The organism is Cupriavidus sp. FW306-01-F10A (genome assembly GCF_058782785.1).
Window position 1 is genome coordinate 31476 of sequence record NZ_JBYSYA010000024.1, and the last position, 24485, is coordinate 55960.

At 72.4% G+C, this 24485-nt stretch carries 6 protein-coding genes; 5 read left to right on the top strand and 1 reads right to left on the bottom strand.

Annotated features, from left to right (window positions below; translation table 11 throughout):
• The first annotated feature begins 96 nt into the window (after nt 1–96).
• From AC3WLF_RS25915 to AC3WLF_RS25925, 3 genes are read left to right on the top strand one after another with little or no spacing between them, the layout of a single operon-like run.
• Nucleotides 97–9384 (top strand): amino acid adenylation domain-containing protein, encoded by a 9288-nt coding sequence (locus AC3WLF_RS25915; RefSeq protein ID WP_492359011.1) that lies wholly within the window; start codon nt 97–99, stop codon nt 9382–9384.
• Complete coding sequence (locus AC3WLF_RS25920) at nt 9377–12472, top strand: amino acid adenylation domain-containing protein (RefSeq protein ID WP_492359012.1); 3096 nt, start codon at nt 9377–9379, stop codon at nt 12470–12472. The genes AC3WLF_RS25915 and AC3WLF_RS25920 overlap by 8 nt, the downstream gene beginning before the upstream one ends.
• A 37-nt stretch (nt 12473–12509) precedes the next feature.
• Complete coding sequence (locus AC3WLF_RS25925) at nt 12510–18536, top strand: amino acid adenylation domain-containing protein (protein ID WP_492359013.1); 6027 nt, start codon at nt 12510–12512, stop codon at nt 18534–18536.
• Nucleotides 18537–18548: 12 nt separating this feature from the next.
• Here the strand turns inward: AC3WLF_RS25925 and fhuF are convergent, their stop codons facing one another.
• A complete protein-coding gene (gene fhuF, locus AC3WLF_RS25930; protein WP_492352179.1) occupies nt 18549–19145 on the bottom strand; it encodes a siderophore-iron reductase FhuF in 597 nt (198 codons plus the stop codon).
• Between the two features lie 409 nt (nt 19146–19554).
• Here fhuF and AC3WLF_RS25935 point away from each other — a divergent pair, with 409 nt between their 5' ends.
• Together AC3WLF_RS25935 and AC3WLF_RS25940 are read left to right on the top strand one after the other, a co-directional pair.
• Entirely contained in the window at nt 19555–22782 is a 3228-nt protein-coding gene (locus tag AC3WLF_RS25935; protein ID WP_492359014.1) for an amino acid adenylation domain-containing protein, read from the top strand.
• Entirely contained in the window at nt 22779–24461 is a 1683-nt protein-coding gene (locus tag AC3WLF_RS25940) for a cyclic peptide export ABC transporter (protein WP_492319576.1), read from the top strand. The genes AC3WLF_RS25935 and AC3WLF_RS25940 overlap by 4 nt, the downstream gene beginning before the upstream one ends.
• Nucleotides 24462–24485: the final 24 nt, after the last annotated feature.

The following is a 24485-nucleotide window of genomic DNA, read 5'->3' on the forward strand; positions in this document are numbered from 1 at the left end:
CCCACTGGCCGCCCTGCGGGCCAGGGCCTTGCCATCTCCAACGTTTTCGCCATGTCGTCTTCCGTAGCTTCCCTGCCGGCAGAAACCGGCGCCCTGATGCGAACCTTGCGCGCCGATGGCGTGCGCCTGCGCCTGCTGGACGGGCGCTGGCGCGTGGCCGATGGCTGCGCCGCCAGCGCTGAGGCGCTGGACGCCGCGGCCGCGCTGCTCGCCACGCGCGCCGCCGAGGCCGATGCCTGGCTGGCCGCGCATCCCGGCTATTTCGACCGCTATCCCGCCGGCCCCGGCCAGCTGGCGCTGCTGGCCTTCCATCGCCGCCATCCGCACAGCGCCGCGTACAACATGGTCTTCACGATCGAGCTGGCGCCGGGGCTGCGCTTCGACCTGCTGGAGCAGGCCGCGCGCCATGTAGTGGATTGCCACGAGGCGCTGCACAGCGCCTACCTGGACGAGGACGGCGAGATCGTGATGGCGCGGCCGGCCGGCTTTGAAGCCGAGGTTTCGCTGACGCGCGTCGACGGCCTTGCCGAGGCCGATCTGATGGCCTGGTTCGAGCGCGAAGCGGACGAGCCGTTCGACCCCGACGCGGGCCAGGTCTGCCGCTTCCGCTTCCTGGTCTCGCGCCAGGCCGACGGCACCGATCGCATGTGGATGTGTGCCGGCATGCACCATATCGCCGGCGACTACCTCGGCTTCGAGACGGTTTGCGACCAGATCCTTGCGACCTACGAAGCGCTGCGTGCCAAGGACCCGGCCAGTCCGCCGATGGCGTCGCAGGTGGGCCGCTACCGCGACTGGCTGGTGCGCCAGCGCCAGTTGCTGGCGGGGCCGCGTGGTGCATCGCTGCGCGCCTACTGGGACAGCGTACTCGAGGACGCGCCCGCGGCGCCGGCCCTGGCCGGCGAGCGCGCCGTCGAGCCCCGCCTGCGCGGCGCCGAGATTGAATTCCACCTGACGGCGCAACAGACGCAGGGGCTGCGCGACCTGGCCGCGCGGCTCGAGGTCAGCGTCTTCGTGGTGATGCTGGCGCTGTTCAAGACCGTGCTGCACCGGGCCAGCGGCGAGGACGGCTTCCTCATCGGCACGCCTACGGCCGGACGCTCCGGCGCGCAGCATGCCGACCTGATCGGCTATACGCTCAACGCCGTGCCGTTGCGCGCGGAATTCTCCGCCAACCCGGCCTTTGCCGCGGTGGTGCGCGACTGCGCCCGCCAGATGCGTGGCGCCTTGCGCCACCAGCAATATCCGCTGGTGCGCATGGGCGGCGCGGATCGCACCTCGGGACCCTTGTTCCGGCATATGACGACCTTCGTGCCGGTGGGCCCGCGCAAGGTGCTGGGCCGCTACCTGGTGCGCGAATACCTGGCCACGCAGCGCGGCGCGGCCAACGACATGAACCTGCGCTGGCAGGACGAAGGCGAACGCCTGCGCGGCCAGTGGCGCTACGACGCTGACCGCTTTGCCCCGGAGGCAGTGCTGCGGCTGATTGCGGCGCTGGGGGTTGCGGTGGATGCGGTGCTTGACGATGCGGAAGTGCGTGTCGGCGATCTGTCCTTGTTCGATGTGGCGATGCTTTCGCATGGGCAGGCCAGCGGCGCCGCAACGCAGGCCCACGCCACCGCGCTGGTGGCCTTCGAGGCCGGCGTGCGCGAGCATCCGGAGCGCCTCGCGGTAGACGCTGCCGATGCGCAGTTGTCCTACGGTGCGCTCGACGCTGTCGCCTCCGCGCTCGCTGCGCGATTGCAGCACGGCGGCGCGCGCGCCGGCGACGTGGTCGGCCTGCTGCTGCCGCGCGGCGCCGGCATGGCCGTGGCCATGCTCGCCTCGTGGAAAGCGGGCGCCGCGTTCCTGTGCCTCGACGCAGCCCTGCCCGCCGCGCGGCTGGCACAACTGGCGGCAGATGCGGACCTGAAAGCGGTAGTGGGCGAGGGTGGCCGGCCGCAGTGGCTGGCGGACGCGCTGCCCGCTGCCGGCTGGCATGCCGCCTCCCTGCAAGCCGATGCCGCAACCCGCCCGGCTACATGGCCCGCTGCCGTGCCCGCCCAGCCGGCCTACCTGATCTACACCTCCGGCTCGACCGGCACGCCCAAGGCCGTGGTGGTGACGCAAGGCAACCTTGCGCACTACGCCGCTGGCGTGCTGCACGCGCTGGCCCTGCCGGCGGGATCGTCGATGGCGTCGCTGTCCTCCGTGACCGCGGACCTGGGCCACACCGCCTGGTTCGGCGCGCTGCTGGGCGGCCACACGCTGCGCGTGCTGGACGATGCGCTGGGCGAAGACCCCGAGGCCCTCGCCAGCGCGCTGGCGGCGCGGCCGGTCGATTGCCTGAAGATCGTGCCCTCGCACCTGCGCGCACTGCTGGCCGTCGCCGATCCGGCGCGGCTGGTGCCGCGGCAATGCCTGGTGTTCGGTGGCGAGGCGCTGGATGCGGCGCTGGTGGCGCGCGTGCAGGCGCTGCATCCGGCCTGCCGCGTGGTCAACCACTACGGGCCCACCGAAACCACGGTTGGCTGCCTGACGCACGCGGTGCCATCGGGCGGAGCGCAGGGTGCGATTCCGGTCGGCCGCCCGCTGCCCGGCGTCAGCGCCCACGTGCTGGATCGGCACCTGAATCCCGTGCCGCGCGGCGCGGCAGGCGAGCTCTACGTCGGCGGGGCCGGCGTCGCGAGCGGCTACCTGCGCCGCCCGGCGCTGAGCGCCGAACGCTTCGTGCCGGATCCGTTCCAGCCCGGCGGCCGCCTGTACCGCACCGGCGACCGCGTGCGCATGACTGATGACGGCGCCATCGTCTTCCTCGGCCGTGCCGATGCCCAGGTCAAGATCCGTGGCTTCCGCGTCGAACCCGGCGAAGTCGAAGCCTGGCTGCGCCAGGCGCCGCACGTGCGTGATGCGGTGGTACTGGCGCAGCCCTCGCCCGCAGGCGAAGGGCTGCGGCTGGTCGCCTATCTCGTGCCCGCCGACGGATTCGACCTGGCCGCACTGCGCACCGCCATGGCTGCCGCACTGCCGGCGCCGATGCTGCCGGCGGCCTTCGTGCAGTGCGACGCCTTCGCGCGACTGCGCAACGGGAAGGTCGATCGCAAGGCATTGCCGCCGGTGCCCGATGAAGGCGTCGCGCCCGTCCGCGCTGCACCGCAGGACGAAACCGAGGCGACGTTGGCGCGCCTGTGGGCCAACGTGCTCGGGCGCGATGCCGTCAGCGCCGACGACAACTTCTTCGCCCTCGGCGGCGACTCGATCCTCGGGCTGCAGCTGGTCGCGCAAGCGCGCCAGGCCGGTCTGGCGTTGACCCCCAAGCTGCTGTTCTCCCATCCCACGCCCTCGGCATTGGCCGCCGCGCTGCGCGCATGCGCCGCACCGGCTGACGCAAGCGCTGCCATCGAGCAGACGCTGCGCACGCTCTGGCGCGAGATCCTGCGGCGCGACGAGGTCGACCGCGACGCCGACTTCTTCGCGCTCGGCGGCGATTCCATCCTGGCGCTGCAGATCGTGGCCAAGGCCCGCGCGCAACAACTGATGCTGGCGCCCAGGGACCTGTTCGCGCACCCGACGCTGGCGCGCCTGTCGGCGCATCTCGCCGCGCGCGCGCAACCTGCCGCCGCTCCCGCTGCGACGCCGGCCGTGGCACAGCCATTTGCGCTGAGCGGTTGCGACGCGCCAGCACTGGAGCGCCTGCGCATCGCGCAGGGCGGCATCGAGGATGCCTATCCGCTGTCGCCGCTGCAGGAAGGGCTGCTGTTCCACCACCTGCGCGACGGCGGCAACGGCGCCTATGTCAACCAACTGGTGCTGGAAATCGACGGGCCGCTCGACCCGACGCGCATGGCTGCCGCGTGGCAGGGGCTGCTCGACGCCCATCCGATCCTGCGCACCACCTTTGTCGCGCCAGGCGAAGGCGGTTGCGGCGACCGCGCGCTGCAATGCGTGCATGCCCGCACCACGTTGCCCGTGGCCGTAGAGGACTGGCGCGGCGAGGACAGTCCAGCGCTGGCCGAGCGTCTGGCGGCCTGGTGCCGCGCCGACCGCGCGCGTGGTTTCGACCCGGCTGCGCTGCCGCTGATGCGGCTGGCACTGCTGCGCACCGGCGAGCAGGGATGGTGGCTGGTCTGGAGCCGGCACCACCTGATCGTCGACGGCTGGGGCTCGGTGCAACTGCTCGACGACGCGCTGGCCCGCTACGCCGATCCGGCCCACGCCCCGGCGCCGCGCCGGCCGTACCGCGACTATATCGCCTGGCTTGCCGCGCAGCCCGCGACGGCGCGGCAGGCTTTCTGGCGCGAGGCCTTCGCCGGCCTGCCCGGTCCCACCGTGCTGCCGGGCATCGCGCCGGCGGCCGCGCACACCAATGCGGTGCCGCTGTGCCGCGACCTGGTGCTGCCGGCCGGACTCGACGCCAGCCTGCGCGCGCTGGCGGCCGCGCATCGCGTCACGCTCAATACCGTGATGCAGGCGGCGTGGGGTATCGTGCTGGCGCGCCATTGCGGCAGCGACGATATCGTCTTCGGCGTGACCTCGGCCGGCCGGCCAACGGGCCTCGACGGCGCCGAGCGCATGCTGGGCGTGTTTATCAACACACTGCCGCTGCGTCTGCGTCCGCGCGGCCCGCTGACGGTGACGGACTATCTGCAGGCTACCCAGCAAGCCGGCGTCGCCATGCGCGAGTTCGAACATGCCGCGCTGGCCGAGATCCAGGCGCAGGCCGGTACCGGTGGCGCGCTGTTCGACACGCTGATGGTGTTCCAGAACCTGCCCGACCTGAACGACCGGGCGCGCGAGGTGGCGGGCCTGCGCCTGCGCCAGCACGACAACATCGAGCAGACCCACTACGGCCTGACGCTGGAAGTGATGCCCGATCGTCGCTTCACCGTCCGCTTCACCTGCGATGCCGGCCGCGTTGAGGCGAAACGCCTCGCGCAATGGATGGACGCGTACGCGGCCGCGCTGGCATCGCTGGCCGAGGGCGCGGCGCATGTCGGTGCCGTCGATCTGCTTGACCCGGCCACGCGCACGCGGCTGCAGGCTTGGGGCGCCAGCGATGACACCAGCGTCTCGCAGGCAGCCCTGCACGACGACTACGTACAGCGCGTGGCGCGCCGCGTCGCCGCGCATCCGGAGCGCGTGCTGGCGCGCTGCGGCGACGCCGCACTGACCTACGGCGACTGGTGGCAACGTGCCGGCCGGCTTGCCGGGGGCCTGCGTTCCGCGGGCGTGACGCAGGATGACGTCGTCGCAGTGCTGCTGCCGCGCGGGCTCGACTGGCTGGTCGCGCTGGCCGGAATACTGCGCGCCGGCGCGGCCTGGGTGCCGCTCGACGTCAGCCATCCCCCGGCGCGCTGGCTGCAGGTGCTGGCGCAGACGCGCCCCGCGCAGGTGCTGACGGATGCTGCAGGCGTTGCTGCGATTGCCGAGGCGGGGATCGCAGACGCCCGGACGCTGGCCGCCGTCGAGGCCACCGCTGCGGGATCGACGGCACTGCCGGCATCCTCGCACCCCGCCCAGCTCGCCTACGTGCTGTTCACCTCCGGCTCGACCGGCGTGCCCAAGGGCGCGATGGTCACGCGCGCCGGCATGCTCAACAACATGCTGGCCAAGGTGGTGCCATTGGGGCTGGGCGAGGGCGATGTGATCGCCCAGACCGCGCCGCCGTGCTTCGACATCTCGGTATGGCAGGCGCTCGCCGCGCCGCTGTTCGGCGCGCGCATGGAGATCGTCGCCGACGAGGTGGTGCGCGATCCTTCGGCGCTGACGGCGCTGCTGGCGCAGCGCGGCGTGACGCTGTTCGAACCGGTGCCGTCGCTGCTGCAGGCCATGCTCGACTGCCAGGCCGCCGAGGGCCGCGACGCGCCGCTGCCGGCGCTGCGCTGGGTGCTGCCCACTGGCGAGGCGCTGCCGCCCGCCACCGCGCGCGCCTGGTTCGGGCGCTACCCGGCGGTGCCGCTGATGAACGCCTACGGTCCCGCGGAATGCTCGGACGACGTGGCCTTCCACCCCTTGTCTGCCGATAGGCTGGAGCAGGGCAGCGACACCGTGCCGATCGGCCGTCCCACCGCCAATGCGGTGCTGCAGGTGCTCGATGCCGATGGCAACCTGGCCGCACCCGGCGTGATCGGCGAGATCGCGGTGGCCGGCGCCGGCGTGGGCCGGGGCTACCTGGCCGACCCGCGCCGCACCGCCGCCGCCTTCGTGCCCGATCCGACCGGCGCCCCGGGCAGCCGCCGCTACCTGACCGGCGACCTCGGCCGCTGGCAGGCCGACGGCGTGCTGGAGTACGTGGGTCGCAAGGACTTCCAGGTCAAGCTGCGCGGCTACCGCATCGAGCTGGGCGAGATCGAGGCCGTGCTGGCCGCGCATCCCGCCGTGCGTCAGGCGCTGGTGACGGTGTACCAGGCCGCCGGCAGCGAATGGCTGACGGCCTACTGGCAGCCAGAAGCCGGCGCGGAAGCCGTATTGGAAGCCGAGCTTGCCGCCAGCGTCGCGGCGCGGTTGCCGGCCTACATGGTGCCGGCCGCGTGGGTGCGCATGCCGGTCTGGCCGCTCAACGCCAACGGCAAGATCGACCGCAAGGCGCTGCCCGCGCCGCAGGTGGCAGCCGCCGGCGAGGAGGGCGATCCCCCGGCCAACCCGGTCGAGCAAGCCGTGGCGGAAATCTGGGAGGCACTGCTGCCCGGTGTGCGGGTTGGCCGCGACAGCCATTTCTTCCGTCTCGGCGGCCATTCGCTGATCGCCACCCGCGTGGTGGCGCGCTTGCGCGCCGCCGGCCACGCACAGGCCGCGCTGCGCGATGTGTTCGAAGCCCCGGTGCTGCGCGACTTTGCCGCGCGCCTGGCCACGGCGGCGCCCGCGGCGGCGATCCCCGCGCTGGTGCCCGTGCCTCGCGTTGCGCGCATGCCGGTATCACTGGCGCAGCAACGGCTGTGGCTGGTCGAGCGCCTGCAGGGCAATGCCGGTGCCGCCTACAACATGGCCGGCGCGCTGCGCCTGCGCGGGCCGCTGGATGTCGCCGCGCTGCGCCAGGCCCTGGCCGCCGTGGCCGCTCGCCACGAGGTCCTGCGCACCGCCTATCCCGACGACGACGGCGAGCCGTTCGCCCGCATCGATGCCGCCGCCGGCATCGGCCTGCCAATGGCCGACCTCCAGGCGCTGGCGCCCGAGGCCCGCGACGCGGCGCTGCGCGAAGCCATGCGTGAGCACGCGTCACGACCCTTTGCGCTCGGCGAGGCGCCGCTGTGGCGCGCCACGCTGCTGCGCTGCGCCCCGCAGGAACACGTGCTGCTGGTCGCGATGCACCACCTGGTGTCCGACGGCTGGTCGGTCGGGCTGCTGGTCGACGAGATCACCCACGGCTACCGCCGCGCACTGGCGCCGGACCAGGTCGCACCGCTGCCGCCCCTGGCCTTGCAATACGCCGACTATGCCGCCTGGCAACGCGACTGGCTGCGCGGCGCCGCGCTCGACCAGTTGACCGCCTACTGGCGCGGCGCGCTCGCCGGCGCGCCGGCGGCACTGGTCTTGCCGGCCGACCGCGCGCGCCCGCCGGTGGCGCGCATGGAAGGCGATGCCGTGGCGCTGCACGTCGACGCCGCGCGCATGGCGCAGGTGCATGCGCTGGCCCGCGCCGAGCAGGTCACGCCGTTTGTCGTGCTGCTGGCCAGCTTCCAGTGCTGGCTGCACCGCGCCACCGGCATGGACGACCTGGTGCTCGGCACCGACGTCGCCGGCCGCCACGACGCGGCGCTGGAGCCGCTGATCGGCTTCTTCGTCAACGTGCTGCCGCTGCGCTCCCGGCGCGTTGCCGGCGCCAGCTTCCGCGACACCCTCGCCGCCTGCCGGCGCGGCGTGCTGGCCGCGTTCGAGCATGACGGCCTGCCGTTCGACCGCATCGTGGAGGCCGCGGGCATGCCGCGCGACCGCAGCCGCAACCCGCTGGTGCAGGCGCTGTTCGTGCTGCAGAACACGCCGGCCGGGCAGTTCGCCATGCCCGGCGTGCAGGCCGAGATGCTGCCGCCGGTGGAGCGCAATTCCAAGTTCGACATGGCGCTGTTCCTCGAGCCCGAGGGCGGGCAGGAAGCCGCGGCGCTGCGCGGCGACTGGGTGTTCGCCACAGCGTTGTTCGAGCGGACCACGGTGGCGCGCTTTGCCAGCGACTGGCTGGCCACGCTGGACGCGCTGCTGCGCGCGCCGGACCAGCCCGTCGGCCACGTCACCGAACTTGTCCCGGGCGCCGCGCGCCCGACCCAACCGAAACCCGAGGAGTCCCGAAACATGGAAACCAGCCAACGCATGGCGGCCAAGCTCGACCAGCTCAAATCGCTGGCGCGGCCGCGCCCGGCCACCCTCGCTCCCGCCACTCCGGTTCCGTCCGCCGCCGACCCGGCCAGCCAGGTGCGGCTGCACCCGCTGCGGGCCGGTGAGGTCTTTCCCATCGTGATCGAGCCGGCGGCGCCCGGCCTCGATCCCGTCGCCTGGGCCGCCCGGGCGCGCGGGCTGATCATCGACACCCTGCATAAACACGCGGGCATCGTCTTCCGCGGCTTCGACCTGCCCACGCCGCAGGCCTTCGAGGCCTTTGCCGAAGCGATGCATCCGGGCCTGTACGGCAGCTATGGCGACCTGCCCAAGAAGGAGGGCGGCCGCAACACCTACCGCTCCACGCCGTACCCCGAGCGCCAGATGATCCTGTACCACAACGAAAGCGCGCACCTGGAGCGCTGGCCGCGCAAGCAGTGGTTCTATTGCGAACTGCCCTCCGCCATCGGTGGCGCCACCCCCATCGTCGACTGCCGCGAACTGTTGCGCCGCCTGCCGCCCGCGCTGGCCGCCGAGTTCGCCAGCCGGCAACTTATGTACGTGCGCACCTTCACGCCGCGGCTGGACGTGGACTGGCGCGACTTCTACAAGACCGAGGACCGCGCTGAAGTGGAAGCGCGCTGCCGCGCCGCCGGCATCGACTGCCGCTGGCTGGACGGCGACATCCTGCAGACCCGCACCGTGTGCCCGGCCATCGTCAGCCACCCGGTCACCGGCGAGCGCAGCTTCTTCAACCAGGTGCAGCTGCACCACGTGTCGTGCCTGGAGGAAGACGTGCGTGAAGACCTGCTCGAGATGGTGGGGCTGGAACGCATGCCGCGCCATGTGATGTTCGGCGACGGCACACCGATCCCCGACGAGGCGATGAAGCTGATAGGCGAACTGTACGAGGCCTGCGCCGTGCGCTTCGACTGGCAACGCGGCGACGTGGTGATGCTCGACAACATGCTGGCCGCGCACGCCCGCGACCCCTATGAAGGCCCGCGCAAGATCGTCGTCGCGATGGGCGATATGTTTGACCGCACCCGGCTCGACGGCAATGCCGCCGCGGTGCCGCAGGAGAACGCCGATGCCTGAACTGCAGTCCGCCTGGACCCCGACACCCGAACAACAGGCCACATGGCAGCAATGGCGCGACACGCCGGCGCCGCGCGCGCATGTGGCGCGGATCGCTCTGCACGGGCAGCCCGACCCTGCCGCAGTGGATGCCGCGCTGGCGGCGCTGCGTGTGCGGCACGAATCGCTGCGTACCGCATATATCGACGATGGCAACGAGCTGGTGGCCTGCGTGCCACAGGCGGGCACCAACGGTGCCGCCACGGCCATCGCCGCGCCCGGCGATGCGCCGTCGCTGCCTGCGCTCGACCCGGCCACCGGCGACGTACTGCGCGCCTGCATCAGCCCTCTGCCCGCGGGCGGCGCCACCCTGTGGCTGCTGGTTAGTCCGCTGGCGGCAGACCGCGGCACCGTGCTGAAGCTTGCCGAAAACATGCGCGATGCATTGGATGCGCGGGCACGGATCGATGGCGATGAGGAATTGCCGCTGCAATACGCGCAATACGCCGACTGGCAGCAAGACGCGCGCCTGGGCGAAGACGGCACCGGCAGCGCCGGCCGCGCGTACTGGCAGGCGCAGGCCGCCGGCCTGGCGGCTCCGTTGCGCATCCCCGATGCGCTGGGCGAAACCGCGGCGGCGCAAGGTAGCGACACCTGGCGCCACACGCTGCATGGCGCGCACCGGCAGGCGCTGGCCGCATCGGCGCGACAGTTCGGCACCACGCCTGAGCGCGTGGTGCAGGCGGCCTGGTGGACCGTGCTGGCGCGCCTGTGCGCGCAGCCGGTGTTCAGCGGTGCCTGGCTGCATGATTGCCGCCGCGACTACGACGTGATGGCCGATGCCGCCGGCGTATTTGTCAAGGCGCTGCCGGTCAGCGTGGCTTGGGACGCGCAGCGCAGCGTGGCCGAGCACTGGCGCGCCTGGCTGCCCGCGCTCGACAGCCACGCCGCGTGGCAGGAAGCCTGGCAGCCCGGGGATGCCGCGCCCCGTATCGGGTTTGCGGTAGCGCCGCTGCCGCCCGCCGGCGTGGCGATGGCCAGCCCGGCATGGCCCGGCTTCGACCTGGTGTGTGAGGCACTCGATGACGGGCAGGGCATGGCGGCGCTCGCGCTGCATGCGCGCGCAGGCGTCCTGCATCCGCGCGTCGCGCAGTGGGTGCTGGCGCATCTGGCGGCACTGATCGGCACATTGCCTGTGGCGCTCGACACGCCGCTGGAATCGCTGTCGTGGCCTGCGGACGATACCTTGCGCGTGCCGCAGTGCTGGACGGGCGAAACGCCCGTGGATGCGGGGCAGACCCTGCTCGCACGCATCGCGCAGCATGCCCGGCAGACGCCGGATGCGCCCGCGCTCGAGGCCGCGGACCTGGTGCTCGACTACGCCGGCCTGCAGCGCACCGTGCGAGGCGCTGCGCAACGGCTGCGCGCGCTCGGCGTGGGCCCCGGCACGCGCGTGGCGCTGGCGCTGCCGCGCAGCGGCGCGCTGGTGGCGAGCCTGCTGACGGTATGGGCCGCGGGCGGCGCCTATGTGCCGCTCGACCCGGCGTGGCCGCAGGCGCGCCGCCGCAGCGTGCTGGCGCAGTCGGCGCCGGTGCTGACCATCGCGCAGCAGGCTGCCCACGATGACGCCACGGTGATCTGTGCCGATGCGCTGCTGGCCGAGGCCGCACAGGTTGATGGCGAATTTGCCAGCGCACAGGAAGACGCCGCCTACGTGCTCTTCACCTCCGGCTCCACCGGCGAGCCCAAGGGCGTGGTGGTCGGCCACCGGCAGATCAGCCATTACACCGCGGCGGTGTGCGAGGCGCTGTCGCTGGCGTCGTGCCGGCGGCTCGGCCTGACGTCGTCGGTCGCGGCCGACCTCGGCAACACCACGCTGTTCGCAGCACTGTGGCAGGGGGCGTGCCTGGCGGTGGCCAGCGATGACGACATGGCGCATCCCGCCGCCTTCTCCCGTTACCTGCGTGGACGCGAGGTCGACGCCATCAAGATCGTGCCGTCGCACCTGGCGGCGCTGCTGGAAACGGATGCACCGGCCGTGCCCGCCACCGTGATCCTGGGCGGCGAGCCCTTGCCCGCCAGCCTGGTGCAGGGGCTGCGCCGCCACGCACCGGACTGCCGGATCTTCAACCACTATGGCCCGACCGAAACCACCATCGGCGTCATGGTCCACGCCGTCGGCGCGGAGGATCCGGGATGGCCCGCCGGCACGGCGCCGCTCAGCCGGGCGCTGGGCGCGACGCGCGTGCGGCTGCTGGACGATGCCTTGCGCCCGGTCCCGGCCGGCGTGGCCGGGCAGCTCTACGTCGGCGGTCCGCAACTGGCGCATGGCTACCTCGGCCGCCCGGACCTGGACGCCGCCGCGTTTGTCGGCGACCCGTTCGCGGCAGGGCAGCGCCTCTACTGCACCGGAGACCTGGCGCGCGCCACCCCCGCCGGCCTGCAACTGCTGGGCCGCGCCGACCAGCAGGTCAAGATCCGCGGCATCCGCGTCGAGCCGGCGGAAGTCGAGGCAGCGCTGCTGGCCCAACCGGCGGTGGCGCAGGCTGCGGTCTGTGCCGCGCCCGGCCCCGGCGGCGCAGCCGTGCTGTGCGCGTTCATCGTGCCGGCATCGGCCGGCTCCGCCGACACGGATGCGCTGCGGCGCGCGCTTGCCGCCATGCTGCCCGACGCCATGGTCCCGTCGCGCTTGATCGCGCTGCCTGCGCTGCCGCGGCTGCCGAACGGCAAGACCGACCGCACGGCGCTGCGCACGCTGGCCGCATCGCCGGACGACATTGCCGCAGCGGCGCCGCAAGCTGCCACGGCATCCGCGGATGCCGTGGAGACCCTGGTCTGCGCGCTGATGGCCGAACTGCTGGAGCAGGAGCGGGTCGACCCGCACGCCGACTTCTTCGCGCTCGGCGGCCATTCGCTGCTGGTGATCAAGCTGGTGGCGCGGCTGCGCCGGCGCCTGCAGGTGGAGATCGCACCGGGCGTGGTGTTCGACCACCCGACCGCCCACGCGCTGGCCGCGGCCGTGCGTGAACACGGCGAGACGGCGGGCGAACTCGACGCGCGCGCGCTCACCGCGCTGAGTGCGGCGCCCCAGGCTGCCGTGGCCGCCTGAGCGCTCCCCGATATCCATTGACCGTGATACCGCTCCCATGTCAGATGCATTGAATACCGCGCACGCGCAGGTCGCCGCGCGCTTTGCCCGGCTGGCGCCAGCGCAGCGCGCGGCGTTCCTGGCCGCGCTGCACGACAAAGGCGTGGCCTTCTCCACGCTGCCGATCGTGCCGGCGCCGCGCAGCGAAGCGCTGCCGCTGTCGTACGCGCAGCAACGCCTGTGGTTCCTGCAGCAGCTCGATCCGGCCGGCACCGCCTATCACATGCCGGGCGCATACCGGCTCGAAGGGGCGCTCGACGTCGCAGCACTGCGCCGTGCGTTCGATCGCATCGGTGCGCGCCATGAGGTGCTGCGCACCACCTATCCGACCGACGCGGCCGGCGTGGCGAGCCAGCACGTGCACGGGAGCCTGCCGCCGGCCTTCGTCGAGATGGAGGCCGATCCCGCCGGCCTGGACGCCGCCATCGACGGCATTGTCCACGCGCCGTTCGATCTCGCCGCAGGACCGCTGTGGCGCGTCGCGCTGATCCGCGAGAGCGTCCAGTCCCATGTGCTGGTAGTAGTGCTGCACCACATCGTCGCCGATGGCGCCTCGATCGTGCGCCTGGTCGCCGAGCTGGCCGCCTGCTACGCGGCCGAAGCCGCCGGCACGCCGGCCGAACTGCCGCAGCTGCCGGTGCAGTACGCCGACTTTGCCGCGTGGCAGCGCAACTGGATGGACGCCGGCGAAGCCGAGCGCCAGCTCGGCTACTGGCGCGAACGCCTGGGCGATGCGCCCGGCGCCGCACTCGATCTGCCGGCGGACCGGCCACGCCGCGCGGCGCGTACCGGCGCGGGCGCCGAGCACACCTTCGTCATTCCGGCCGACGTGGCCGCGGCGCTGCGCACGCTCGCCGGCGCGCATCAGGCCACGCTCAACATGGCGCTGCTGGCCGCCTATGCGGTCTTGCTGAACCGCTACACCGGACAGGCCGACGTCTGCATCGGCGTGCCGGTGGCCAACCGGCAACGCAGCGAAACCGAGGCGCTGGTCGGCTGCTTCGTCAACATGCAGGTGATGCGCGCCGAGGTGGCGCCAGACGAGCCGTTTGCCGAGCTGCTGTCCCGGCTGGCACGGCAGGCGGCGGCGGACCAGGAGCACCAGGCGCTGCCGTTCGACCTGCTGGTGGAGGCGCTTCAGCCCGGCCGCAGCCTGGCGCAGCCGGCGCTGTTCAACGTCACCTTCGACCATCGCACCGCTGGCGCGGCGGCGGTGCCGCAACTGAAGGGGCTGCGCGTCACGCCGCTGGAATTGCCGGTGACGACCGCGCGTTTCGAACTCAGCCTGGCCACCACCGAGCTGCCCGATGGCAGCCTTTGCGGCCGGATCGCCTATGCCGCCGATCTGTTCGATGCCGCCACCGTGGCGCGCATGGCGGGGCACTATGCGCGCCTGCTGCAGGCGTTCGCCACCGATCCCGCCACGACACCCGCCGCGGCTGTGTTACTGGGCGACGCCGAGCGCGACGCGCTGGCGCGCTGGAGCGAACCTGGCTGCGTAGCACCACTGTTCGTGCCGGTGCACGCACAGGTGGCGGCCCACGCCCGCCGCGCGCCCGAGGCCCCGGCCGTGCTGTTCGGCGATGCCACGCTCAGCTACGGCGAGTTGGATCGCCAGGCCAACCGGCTCGCGCACCGGCTGATCGCGCAGGGCATTGGCGCCGAGAGCCGCGTCGGCGTGGCGCTGGGCCGTTCGCCGCGCATGATCGTGGCGCTGCTGGCGGTGCTGAAGGCTGGCGGCTGCTTCGTGCCCTTCGATCCCACCTATCCGGCGCGGCGCCTGCTGGACATGCAGGAGGACGCCGCGCCGCAGTTGTTGCTCACCGAGCGCGCGCTGCGCGATGCCTTCCCGGTAGCCGAAGGCATGACAGTGCTGCTGGTCGATGACGACGCCGACGCATCCTTCCTCGAACACGATCCCGAAATTGCCGTACACCCGGCGCAGCTTGCCTACGTCATCTACACCTCCGGCTCGACCGGCAAGCCCAAGGGCGTCGCGGTGGCGCACGGCCCGCTGGCAATGCACGTGGTCACCACTGCCGAGTGCTACGACATCACGGCCGCCAGCCGCGAGCTGCATTTCCTGTCGTTCAGCTTCGACGGCGCGCACGAGCGCTGGATGGTGCCGCTGGCCAGCGGCGCCAGCATCGTGCTGCGCGACGACACGCTGTGGAGCGTGGAGCAGACCTACGCGGCGCTGCGACGCCATGCGGTCACGCACGCGGGCTTTCCGCCGCGCTACCTGCACCAGCTCGCCGCCTGGGCCGAATCGCAGGGCGATCCGCCGCCGCTGTGGCTTTATTCCTTCGGTGGCGAAGCCATGCCCCGCGCGGGCGTGGCCCGCCTGACGCAGGCGCTGCGGCCGCAGCACATCATCAACGGCTATGGCCCGACCGAAACGGTGATGACACCGCTGGTGTGGAAGGCAAGGGCCGCCGACGCGGAAGCTCAGGTCACCGGCGCCTATGCGCCGATCGGCCGGCCGGTCGGCGCGCGCAGCGCGTACGTGCTGGACAGCCGGCTCGAACCGGTGCCGGTAGGTGTGCCGGGCGAACTCTATCTCGGCGGCGAAGGGCTGGCACGCGGCTACCTGGGCCGGGCGGGCATGACGGCCGACCGCTTCATTCCCGATCCGTTTGGCGCGCCCGGTGGACGGCTCTACCGCACCGGCGACCTGGTGCGCTGGCAGCCCGAAGGCTGCATCGAATACCTCGGCCGGCAGGACCACCAGGTGAAGATCCGCGGCTTCCGCATCGAACTGGGCGAGATCGAGGCGCACCTGTTGGCGCAGCCCGGCGTTCGGCAAGTGGTGGTGCTGCCGCACCAGACGTCCGCCGGCACGCGGCTGGTCGGCTACGTCGTGGCGCAGCAGCGCGCGGTATCGTGCGAGGCCCTGCGCGCGGCGCTCGCGGCGGCCTTGCCCGATTACATGGTGCCGGCCGCGATCCTGCAGCTCGACAGCCTCCCGGTCACGCCCAACGGCAAACTGGACCGGCGCGCGCTGCCGGAACCGCAGTGGCAGGCCGAGACCGCCTACACCGCGCCGGTGTCAGCGGCGGAGCGGATGCTGGCGGCCGTCTGGGCAGACGTGCTCGGCATCGCGCAGGTGGGCCTGCATGACAACTTCTTCTCGCTCGGCGGCGATTCCATCCTGAGCCTGCAGATCGTCGCGCGCGCCCGTTTGCAGGGCTGGCGGCTGACGCCGCGCCAGGTATTCGAGCACCAGACGGTGGCCGCGCTGGCGCGGGTGGCGGAGCGCGTGGGTGGCACGGCGCAGGATGCGGCCAACGATGACGCTGGCGCGGCGCCGCTGACGCCGGTGCAGGCGGCCTTTCTCGGGCAGCCGCTGGCCGAGGCCAGCCGCAACCGCTTCAACCAGTCGGTGCTGCTGCGCCCGCAGTCGGCCATCGACGCACCGGCATTGCAGGCCGCGCTGCAGGACGTCATCGGCCACCATGCCGCACTGCGCTACCACTTCACACGCACCGACGAAGGCTGGCGCCAGCAGGCCGCCGCTGAAGCCCGGGACGCGGTCGCACTGACGGCCATCGACGTGCCGGACGCCGCGGCAATCACCGCTGTCTGCGATGCAGAGCAGGACCGGCTGGACATCGCCCGCGGGCCGCTGCTGCGTGCGCTGCACCTGCGCGTCGCCAATGGCAGCGAGCGGCTGTTCTTGGTCTGCCACCATCTGGTGGTCGACGGCGTGTCCTGGCGCATCGTGCTGGAAGACCTGCAAGCCGCCTACGCCGCACGGCTGGCGGGACAGGTGGCAGCGCTGGCGCCCGTGGGCGCCAGCTATGCCGCATGGAGCCGCACGCTCGCAGGGCCGGCGCGCGACGTGTTCGCGCCCGAGGCCGAATACTGGCGCACCGTCACGCGCGACCAGATGTCATTGCCATGCGATGGTCCGGGCGGTGAACCGGCGCGCCCGCGCACGGCAAGCTTTGCTTTGGACGTGGCCACGACCGACGCCTTGCTGCGGCGGGCGCATGCCGCCTACCGCACCGGCGTCAACGACCTGCTGCTGGCGGGATTCGCGCGCGCGCTGTGCGCCTTTGCTGGCCGCGACGACATCCGCATCCACGTGGAAGGCCACGGCCGCGAAGCCGAGGCGGCCGGCAGCGCGCTCGATCTCAGCCGCACGGTGGGCTGGTTCACCAGCGTCTGGCCGGTCCGGCTGGCGAGCGTTGCGGACGTCGGCGACACCATCGCCGGGGTCAAGGAAGCGCTGCGCGCGGTGCCGCGCCAAGGGCTTGGGTACGGCGTGCTCAGCGCTCTCGCGCCAGCGGCGCTGCCGCCGTGCGCGCCGCAGGTGCTGTTCAACTACCTCGGCCAGTTCGACAGCAGCCTTGGGGAACGCGGCTGGCAGGCCGCCGCGGAGGATACCGGCTGCGGCGTCTCCGACGACATCCCCTTGCCGGCGCCGCTGGCGTTCGATGGCCGGGTCCAGGGCGGCCGCCTGCAGTTCCGCTGCACCTACAGCGGCGCACAGTTCCGCGAGGCCACCATCGAAGCGCTGATGGCGCGCATCGCGCAGTCGCTGCGCGAGGTGGTCGGGCATTGCGTGGCGCAGTCCGTGGCCCGGCTGACGCCCTCCGATGTGCCGGCCAGCGGGCTGTTGCAGCAGCAACTGGATGCGCTCGCGCTGCGTGCCGACGAGATCGAGGACATCTGGCGGCCCACGCCGATGCAGCGCGGCATGATCCGGCACGGCGCGCGGCATCCCGGCTCGCCGGCCTACACCGTGCAGGTGCAGGCCACCATGGACGGGCTCGACGTGGAGCGCATGGTCGCGGCATGGCAGGACGCGGTGCGGCGGCATCCGGTGCTGCGGGCCCGGGTGGCGTGGCTGCAAGCGGGCGCGGGCATGGAGGCCGAGCCGCTGCTGGTGGTGCCCACGCAGGCCACGCTGCCGGTCAGGCACCACGACTGGCGCGAACGCAGCCATCGCCCTGCCGCGGCCGCCGACGATGCCCAATGGCAGGCGCTGTGCGAGGCCGAGTTCCGCGAGGGCTTCGACCTGGGCCAGGCGCCGCTGATGCGGCTGACGCTGGTGCGCATCGGCGACCACAGCTGGCGCTTCCTCTGGACCTGGCATCACCTGCTGCTGGACGGCTGGAGCATGTCGCGCCTGCTGGGCGAGGTGCTGCGCGGCTACGACGGCGAGCAGCCGGCCCAGCCCGCGGTGTCGCTGCGCCGCTACGTGGCGTGGCAGCAGGCGCAGTCGGGCGCCGATCCTGAACAACGCTGGCGCGAGCGTCTGGCGCCGCTGGCACGCCAACCGGTGCGCATCACGCGCGAGGTTGCGCCGGCACAGCGCGGTCAGCAGATCCGCGCGGTGGAACACGTGGTGCAGGCCGATGCGCTGCGCACGCTGGCCGCTTTCGCCAGCCGCCAGCACGTCACCGTCAACACGCTGGTGCAGGCAGCATGGATGCTGGCGCTGCGCCAGGCCACCGGTGCGCGCACGGTGGGGATGGCCGTGGTGGGCTCGGGCCGTTCGGCGGAGCTGCCCGGCATCGAAGACATCATGGGCTTGCTCGCGAGTACCTTGCCGCTGGTGCAGGCGCTGCCCGACTCGCTGCGCGTGGCCGACTGGCTGCCGGCGCTGCAGGCCGACAACCTGGCGCTGCGCGAGACCGAGCATGCGCCGCCGGCGTGGCTGCAGAGCTGGGCGGCCGGCAGCGACGATGCCGCGCACGCGCCGTTCGACACCATGCTGATCTACGAGAACTACCCGGTCGACAGCACGCTGCGGGAAACCCAGCGCGGCGCGCTGCGCTTCAGCGATGTCGATAACCGCGGACAGATGAGCTATCCGGTAACGGCCATCGTGATCCCGCGTGAAACGCTGACGCTGCGCGTGGAGTACGACACGGCGGCGCTCGACGACAGCGCGGCGGAGGAACTGACCCGGCAGTGCGTGGCGATCCTGCTGGCGCTGCCGGCGCTGGCCGGCGCCACGCTGGGCGAAGTGCCGGTGCGCGTCGAGCACGGCAGCGCCAGCGAGCTGGCGGCCTAGGTGCCGACGGCTTTACCGCAGCAGGCGGCGCGGGCAGTCGCCGCACAGCGTGAAGGCCGGCAAGCGGTAGCGCAGGCAACACAGCCGGCGCAGCCACAGCGTGGTGGTGGTGCCGTCCTGCGTCACGCGGTGCGCGCGCATCGGCGCATGCAGCGGGTTGTCGCGGCCGTCTGGGCGGGTGCGGGTGTCCATCAGCCAGGCGGCGTCGGCCGCCAGCGTGGCGTCCGTGGCCGGCATGCCCGGCTGCAGCAGGGCGGGCGCGTGGCGCAATACCTCGGCGACGACAGCGCCGGCATTGGCCCACAGCAGGCGCGGCGACGCGCCGCTGGCCGCTGCCAGCGCATCGACCAGCGGCGCCAGCAGATCGTCCAGCAGGGCGCCGTAGCGCTGCTGCGGCGGCGCGCCGGGCAACGTCTGGCCGAAATGTGGCAGCAGCAGCGTCACGGCGCGGCCATGCCGATCGGGCCGGACGGCCGCGTCGCGCAAGGGCAGTACGTGGTGCGCCAGCGCAGCGGCGGCCACCGTGCCGGGCAGCAGCGCGGAGAAGCAATGCCGCGCCCAGACCGAGCCGGCCACGCGCGCATCGTCGCCACCGTAGTGGACGGCCATGGCGTGAAGCGCCTGCCGCAGTGGGGCGCGGCCCGCCGGCGCGGACATGAGCGCGGCGGGCATGACGTCATCGGACGTCGTGGGGCCGATGCGTATGGCCTCGGCGTAGTGACGCAGCGGCTCGGGAAACAGTGCAAGCAGGATCGGTAACGGAAACAAGAGGCAGCCCCGTACGGCGTTGCGGATATGCAGTCAACGCCTTTTCTTGGTTGAAAATGAGAATGATTATCAGGTATATTCGCAATTCGCTTTGTAAAGACAATGTCGCACCCGGGCGCCCCCTTGCCAGTCAGTCGCGGCATGGCCGCGGCTGCGGGGCGATCCTGGCCTTGCCGTTCGCGCGGCAAGGCCGTGCGCGCGGTGGCAGCCAGGCCAGCAATGACTGCCTCGCGGCTCCCGAGGAGACCCAATGACGCAGCCTATGCCCGACCTGACGATCCGCGTGCGCGCCTCGCAAGGCCCCGCGCCGCTGTCGTTCGCGCAGCAGCGCCTGTGGTTCCTGCAGCGCTACGCGCCGGACAGCATCGCGTACAACCTGGTGCGCGCCTGGCGCCTGCAGGGCCCGCTGTCGGCCCCGGCGCTGGAGCACGCGCTGGCGCAGGTGACCGCGCGCCATGCGGTACTGCGTACCCGTTTCTCGACCGGTGACGGCGAGCCCCGGCAGATCGTCGACGACGCGCCGCCGGCCGTGCAATGGATCGACTTGCCCGCAGGCGAGCTCGATGGGCTGCTGCGCCGCGAGTCGGCGCGTGTATTCGACCTGCACGCCGCCGCGCCTTTCCACGTCACCGTCGCCCGGCTGGAGGATGGCGCCCACGTGCTGGTGCTGGCCATGCACCACATCGTCTCGGACGGCTGGTCCAACCCGATCCTGGCGCGCGACCTCGCGCGGGCCTATGGCGCGGCCGCCAATGGCAGCGAGCCGGGCTGGACGCCGCTGCCGGTGCAGTATGCCGACTACGCGGCCTGGCAGCGCGAGCGTCTCGATGGCCCTGCGCTCGATGCCGCGCTGGCACGCTGCGCGGACCGCCTGGGCACTGGCATTCCCGCGCTGGAACTGCCGCTCGATGCCCCGCGCCCGGCGCGGCCGGCAGGCAAGGGCGGGCGCATCCGCTGGACGCTGTCGGACGACGTGGTGGCAGCGCTGCGCAGCTACTGCGCTGGTGGCACGGGTCGGGGTGGCCGGCTCACGCCGTTCGCCGTGCTGCTGGCCGCATGGCAGGCGCTGCTGGCGCGCTACAGCGGCCAGTCCGACTTTGCCGTGGGCGTGCCCAACGCAGCCCGCACGCATGAAGAGCTGGACGAACTGGTCGGCTGCTTCATCAATACCCAGGTCTATCGCGCCCGGCTGACGCCCGGCCTGAGCGGCCACGCGCTGTGCCAGCAGGTCCGCGACGATGCCCGCGCCGCGCTGGACCACGCCGACCTGCCGTTCGAACTGCTGGTCGACAGGCTGGCGCCGTCGCGCGACCCCAGCCGCACGCCGGTGTTCCAGGCGATGTTCAACCTGCAGATGGGCGAGCCCGCCGCCTTCACGCTGCCCGGCCTGCAGGCGAGCGCACTGCCGGTGCCCGACGACAGCGCCAAGTTCGACGTCACGCTCGACCTGCACGCCAGCGCCACGCGCGTGTCCGCCACGCTGGAATACGACGCCACGCTATTCACCGCGGCCACGGCACAGCGGATGGCGCGGCACTATGAACACCTGCTCGGCGCGATGCTGGCCGCGCCCGAGACACCGCTCGAAGCACTGTCCCTGATGGATGAAAGCGAGCAGGCCCGGACGCTGGCCGACGGCAACGACACCGGCCTCGCACTCGGCCCGGCCGACGACGTAGTCGCACGGATCGCGCGCGCCGCCGCGGCCACGCCCGATGCCATCGCGGTGACGGACGGCGAATCGAGCCTGACCTATGCCGGGCTGGAAGCGACCGCCAACCGCATCGCGAACTGGCTGGCCGCGCAGGATGTCGGCGCCGAGGCGCTGGTCGGCGTGTGCCTGCCGCGCACGCCCGCGCTGGTGGCGGTGCTGCTCGGCATCGTGAAGGCGGGCGCCGCCTACCTGCCGGTCGACGCCCACCATCCGCCCGCGCGCAATGCCCACATCCTCGGCCATGCCCGTGCGCGCCTGATCCTGGCGAGCGCCGCTACACGCGCCGAGCTCGGCGACAGCGGCGCGGTGGTGCTGGTCGACGGTGACACGCCGCCCTGGAACACCGCTCCCGATACGCAGCCGGCTGCGCAATGCCATCCGGCACAACTGGCCTACACCCTCTACACCTCCGGCTCGACCGGCACGCCCAAGGGCGTGCAGATTTCGCGCGGCGCGTTTGCCAACTTCCTGCGGGCGATGACGCCGGTGGTGCCGATGGATGGAAGCGACCGGCTGCTGGCGGTGACCACGCTCGGCTTCGATATCGCGGGGCTGGAGCTGTTCCTGCCGCTGGCCAGCGGCGCCCGCGTGGTGATCGCCACGCGCGACGATGCGCGCGACCCGGCGCGGCTGGCGGCGCTGATGTCCGCACACGGCATCACCGTGATGCAGGCCACGCCCGCGACCTGGCAGATGCTGGTGACGCAAGCCTCGCCGGCATGGCAGGGGCTGCGCGTGCTGTGCGGCGGCGAGGCGCTGGGGCGCGAGCTGGCCGCGGCCCTGCTGGCCAGGGGCGCGCAGGTCTGCAACGTCTATGGTCCCACCGAGACCACGGTCTGGTCCGCGGCGCATGCGCTGGCGGGCGAGGGCGCTCTCGCGTGGGCGGTCGCGCCGGTCGGCCTGCCGATCGCCAACAACCAGCTCTACGTGCTGGACGCGCGGCTCGAGCCGGTGCCCCCGGGCGTGGCCGGCGAGCTCTACATCGGCGGCGCCGGGCTGGCGCGCGGCTATGCCGGGGATCCGGCCCGCACCGGCGCGGCCTTCGTGCCCAACCCGTTTGCGCCCGGCACGCCGGGCGCCATGGCGGGCGACCGGCTGTACCGGACCGGCGACCTGGCGCGCAAGCGTGCTGACGGCATCGTCGAGTTCCTCGGCCGGCGCGACCACCAGGTCAAGGTGCGCGGCTTCCGCGTCGAACCGGGCGAGGTCGAGGCGGCGCTGAGCGCGTGCCCGCAGGTGAGCCAGGCAGTCTGTGTGGCCCGGCAGGGTCCCGACGGGATGGCGCGGCTGTGCGCGTATTACGTGGCCGCCACGGCTGGCGATGACTCGGACGACGCCATCCTCGCGCGCTTGCGCGAGCAGTTGCCCGGCTACATGGTGCCGTCCAGCCTGACGCGGCTCGACGCGCTGCCGCTCAACGCCAACGGCAAGGTCGACCGCCAGGCGCTGCCCGAGCCGGCCGCGCCGCGCGCTCCGGCGGCGCTATCGACGCCAACCGAGCACGAACTGGCGGCGCTGTGGTGCGCGGTGCTGGACGTGGCCCAGGCCGGGGCCGACGACGACTTCTTCCTGCTGGGCGGCCATTCGCTGCTGCTGGTGCGGCTGCAGACCCGCATCCGCGAGCAGATGGCCTGCGAACTGGCGCTGCCGGCGCTGTTCGCTGCGCCCGTGCTGCGCGACATGGCCGCGGCGATCGACCAGGCCGGCCGGCGCGATGCCGACGCCGACCTGGCCTTCATGAACGACCTGCTGGAGGCCCTGTGAATCTGTTCCTCTCATTGCGCCGCCGCTTCGGCGGCCTGCTGCTGCTGGCGCTGGCCGCGGGCACCTGCAGCGCGCTCGCCGGCATCGCGCTGATTGCCGAGATCAACCGCATGATCGCCGCGCCGGCGGCGCTCGAAGCGGGGCGCATCGGCGTGCTGCTGGGCCTGCTGGCAGTGCTGTTCGGCTGCGGCTTCGGCTCGCAGGCGCTGCTGACCGCGCTCGGCCACCGCGTGGTGTACGACATGCGCCTGCGCATGCTCAAGCGCGTGCTCGATACCGACGTGGAGCGCCTGGAAGCGATCGGCGGCCCGACCGTCTATGCCACGCTGACCAAGGACATCGCCTCGATCGGCATGGCCTTCAACCGCGTGCCGTTCGTGTTCTACAACGGCGTGCTGGTGCTGGGCGGGCTGCTGTACCTGGGCTGGCTGTCGTGGCAGCTGTTCGTGCTCGGTGCCGCGGTGCTGGGCGCAGGCGTGCTGCTGGCGCAGCGCTGGGTGCTGCGCATGCGCACCCTGATGAAGGCGGTGCGCGACACCGACGACCGGCTCTACGCCGGCTACCAGGGCGCGATTGATGGCCGCTATGAACTGGCGCTCAATGCCTGGCGCAAGCAGAGCTTCTACCAGCGCGACTTCGAGCCCGCCGCGGAATTTGCGCGCGCACATGAGGTGCGCGCCGACCGCTACTGGGTGCTGAGCCTGTCGTTCACCGCGACGCTGATCCTGGGGCTGGCGTGCGCGATCTTTATCGCCGGCGATGCGCTGGGTATTGGGCGCGAGCGCATCACCGCCTTCGTGCTGGTGCTGATGTTCCTGCGCATGCCGCTGAACGACCTGGTCGGCACGCTGCCGATCCTGATGACCGGCAACGTCGCGCTGCGCAAGATCGAGACGCTGCGCCTGGCGCCTTACACGGGGGATTTCGCGCTGCATTCGGCCAATACCGCCGCTGCACCGCCCGCGCCGGGCACGCCGCTGATCACGCTGCAGGACGTGCGCTACGACTATCCAGGCCAGGGCGACGAGCGCGGCTTCCGCCTCGGCCCCGTGTCGCTGACGCTGTCCGCCGGCGAGACCGTCTTTATCGTCGGCGGCAACGGCAGCGGCAAGTCGACGCTGATGAAGCTGCTGGCGGGCCTGTACCAGCCGAGCGCCGGCAGCATAGCGCTCGGCGACAAGCCGGTGAGTACCGCCGAGCTGCCCTGGTATCGCAGCCATTTCGCCACGGTGTTCTCCAACGCCCATCTGTTCGCGCGGCTGGTCGGCCCGGACGGGCGCTTCGACGCCGCGGTGGCCAATGCCTTCCTGAAACGGCTGCACATGGACCACAAGGTCGCCATCCGCGACGAGCTGCTGTCGACCACGCAGCTGTCGCAGGGGCAACGCAAGCGGCTGGCGCTGCTGGCGGCTTATGTCGAGGCGCGCCCGGTGCTGCTGCTCGATGAATGGGCGGCCGACCAGGATCCCGTGTTCCGCGCCTACTTCTATGAATCGCTGCTGCCGGAGCTCAAGCGCAGCGGCAAGACCATTGTCGCGGTCAGCCATGACGACCGCTATTTCCACGTGGCCGACCGCGTGATCCGCGCCGACAGCGGCGTGATCCGCGCCGACAGCGCCACTGACAGCGCGGCCGCCCCCGCCGCGGCCGGCCAGACCGACCATCAGGCCGCCGCATGACGCGCGCCACCAAAGACAGGGAGT

Excerpts from the sequence above, each read along its gene's own strand:
- AC3WLF_RS25915 (WP_492359011.1), top strand. The coding sequence starts at position 97 with ATGCGAACCTTGCGCGCCGATGGCGTGCGCCTGCGCCTGCTGGACGGG.
- fhuF (WP_492352179.1), bottom strand. The coding sequence starts at position 19,145 with ATGGCCGTCCACTACGGTGGCGACGATGCGCGCGTGGCCGGCTCGGTC.
- AC3WLF_RS25935 (WP_492359014.1), top strand. The coding sequence starts at position 19,555 with ATGACGCAGCCTATGCCCGACCTGACGATCCGCGTGCGCGCCTCGCAA.
- AC3WLF_RS25925 (WP_492359013.1), top strand. The coding sequence starts at position 12,510 with ATGTCAGATGCATTGAATACCGCGCACGCGCAGGTCGCCGCGCGCTTT.
- AC3WLF_RS25920 (WP_492359012.1), top strand. The coding sequence starts at position 9,377 with ATGCCTGAACTGCAGTCCGCCTGGACCCCGACACCCGAACAACAGGCC.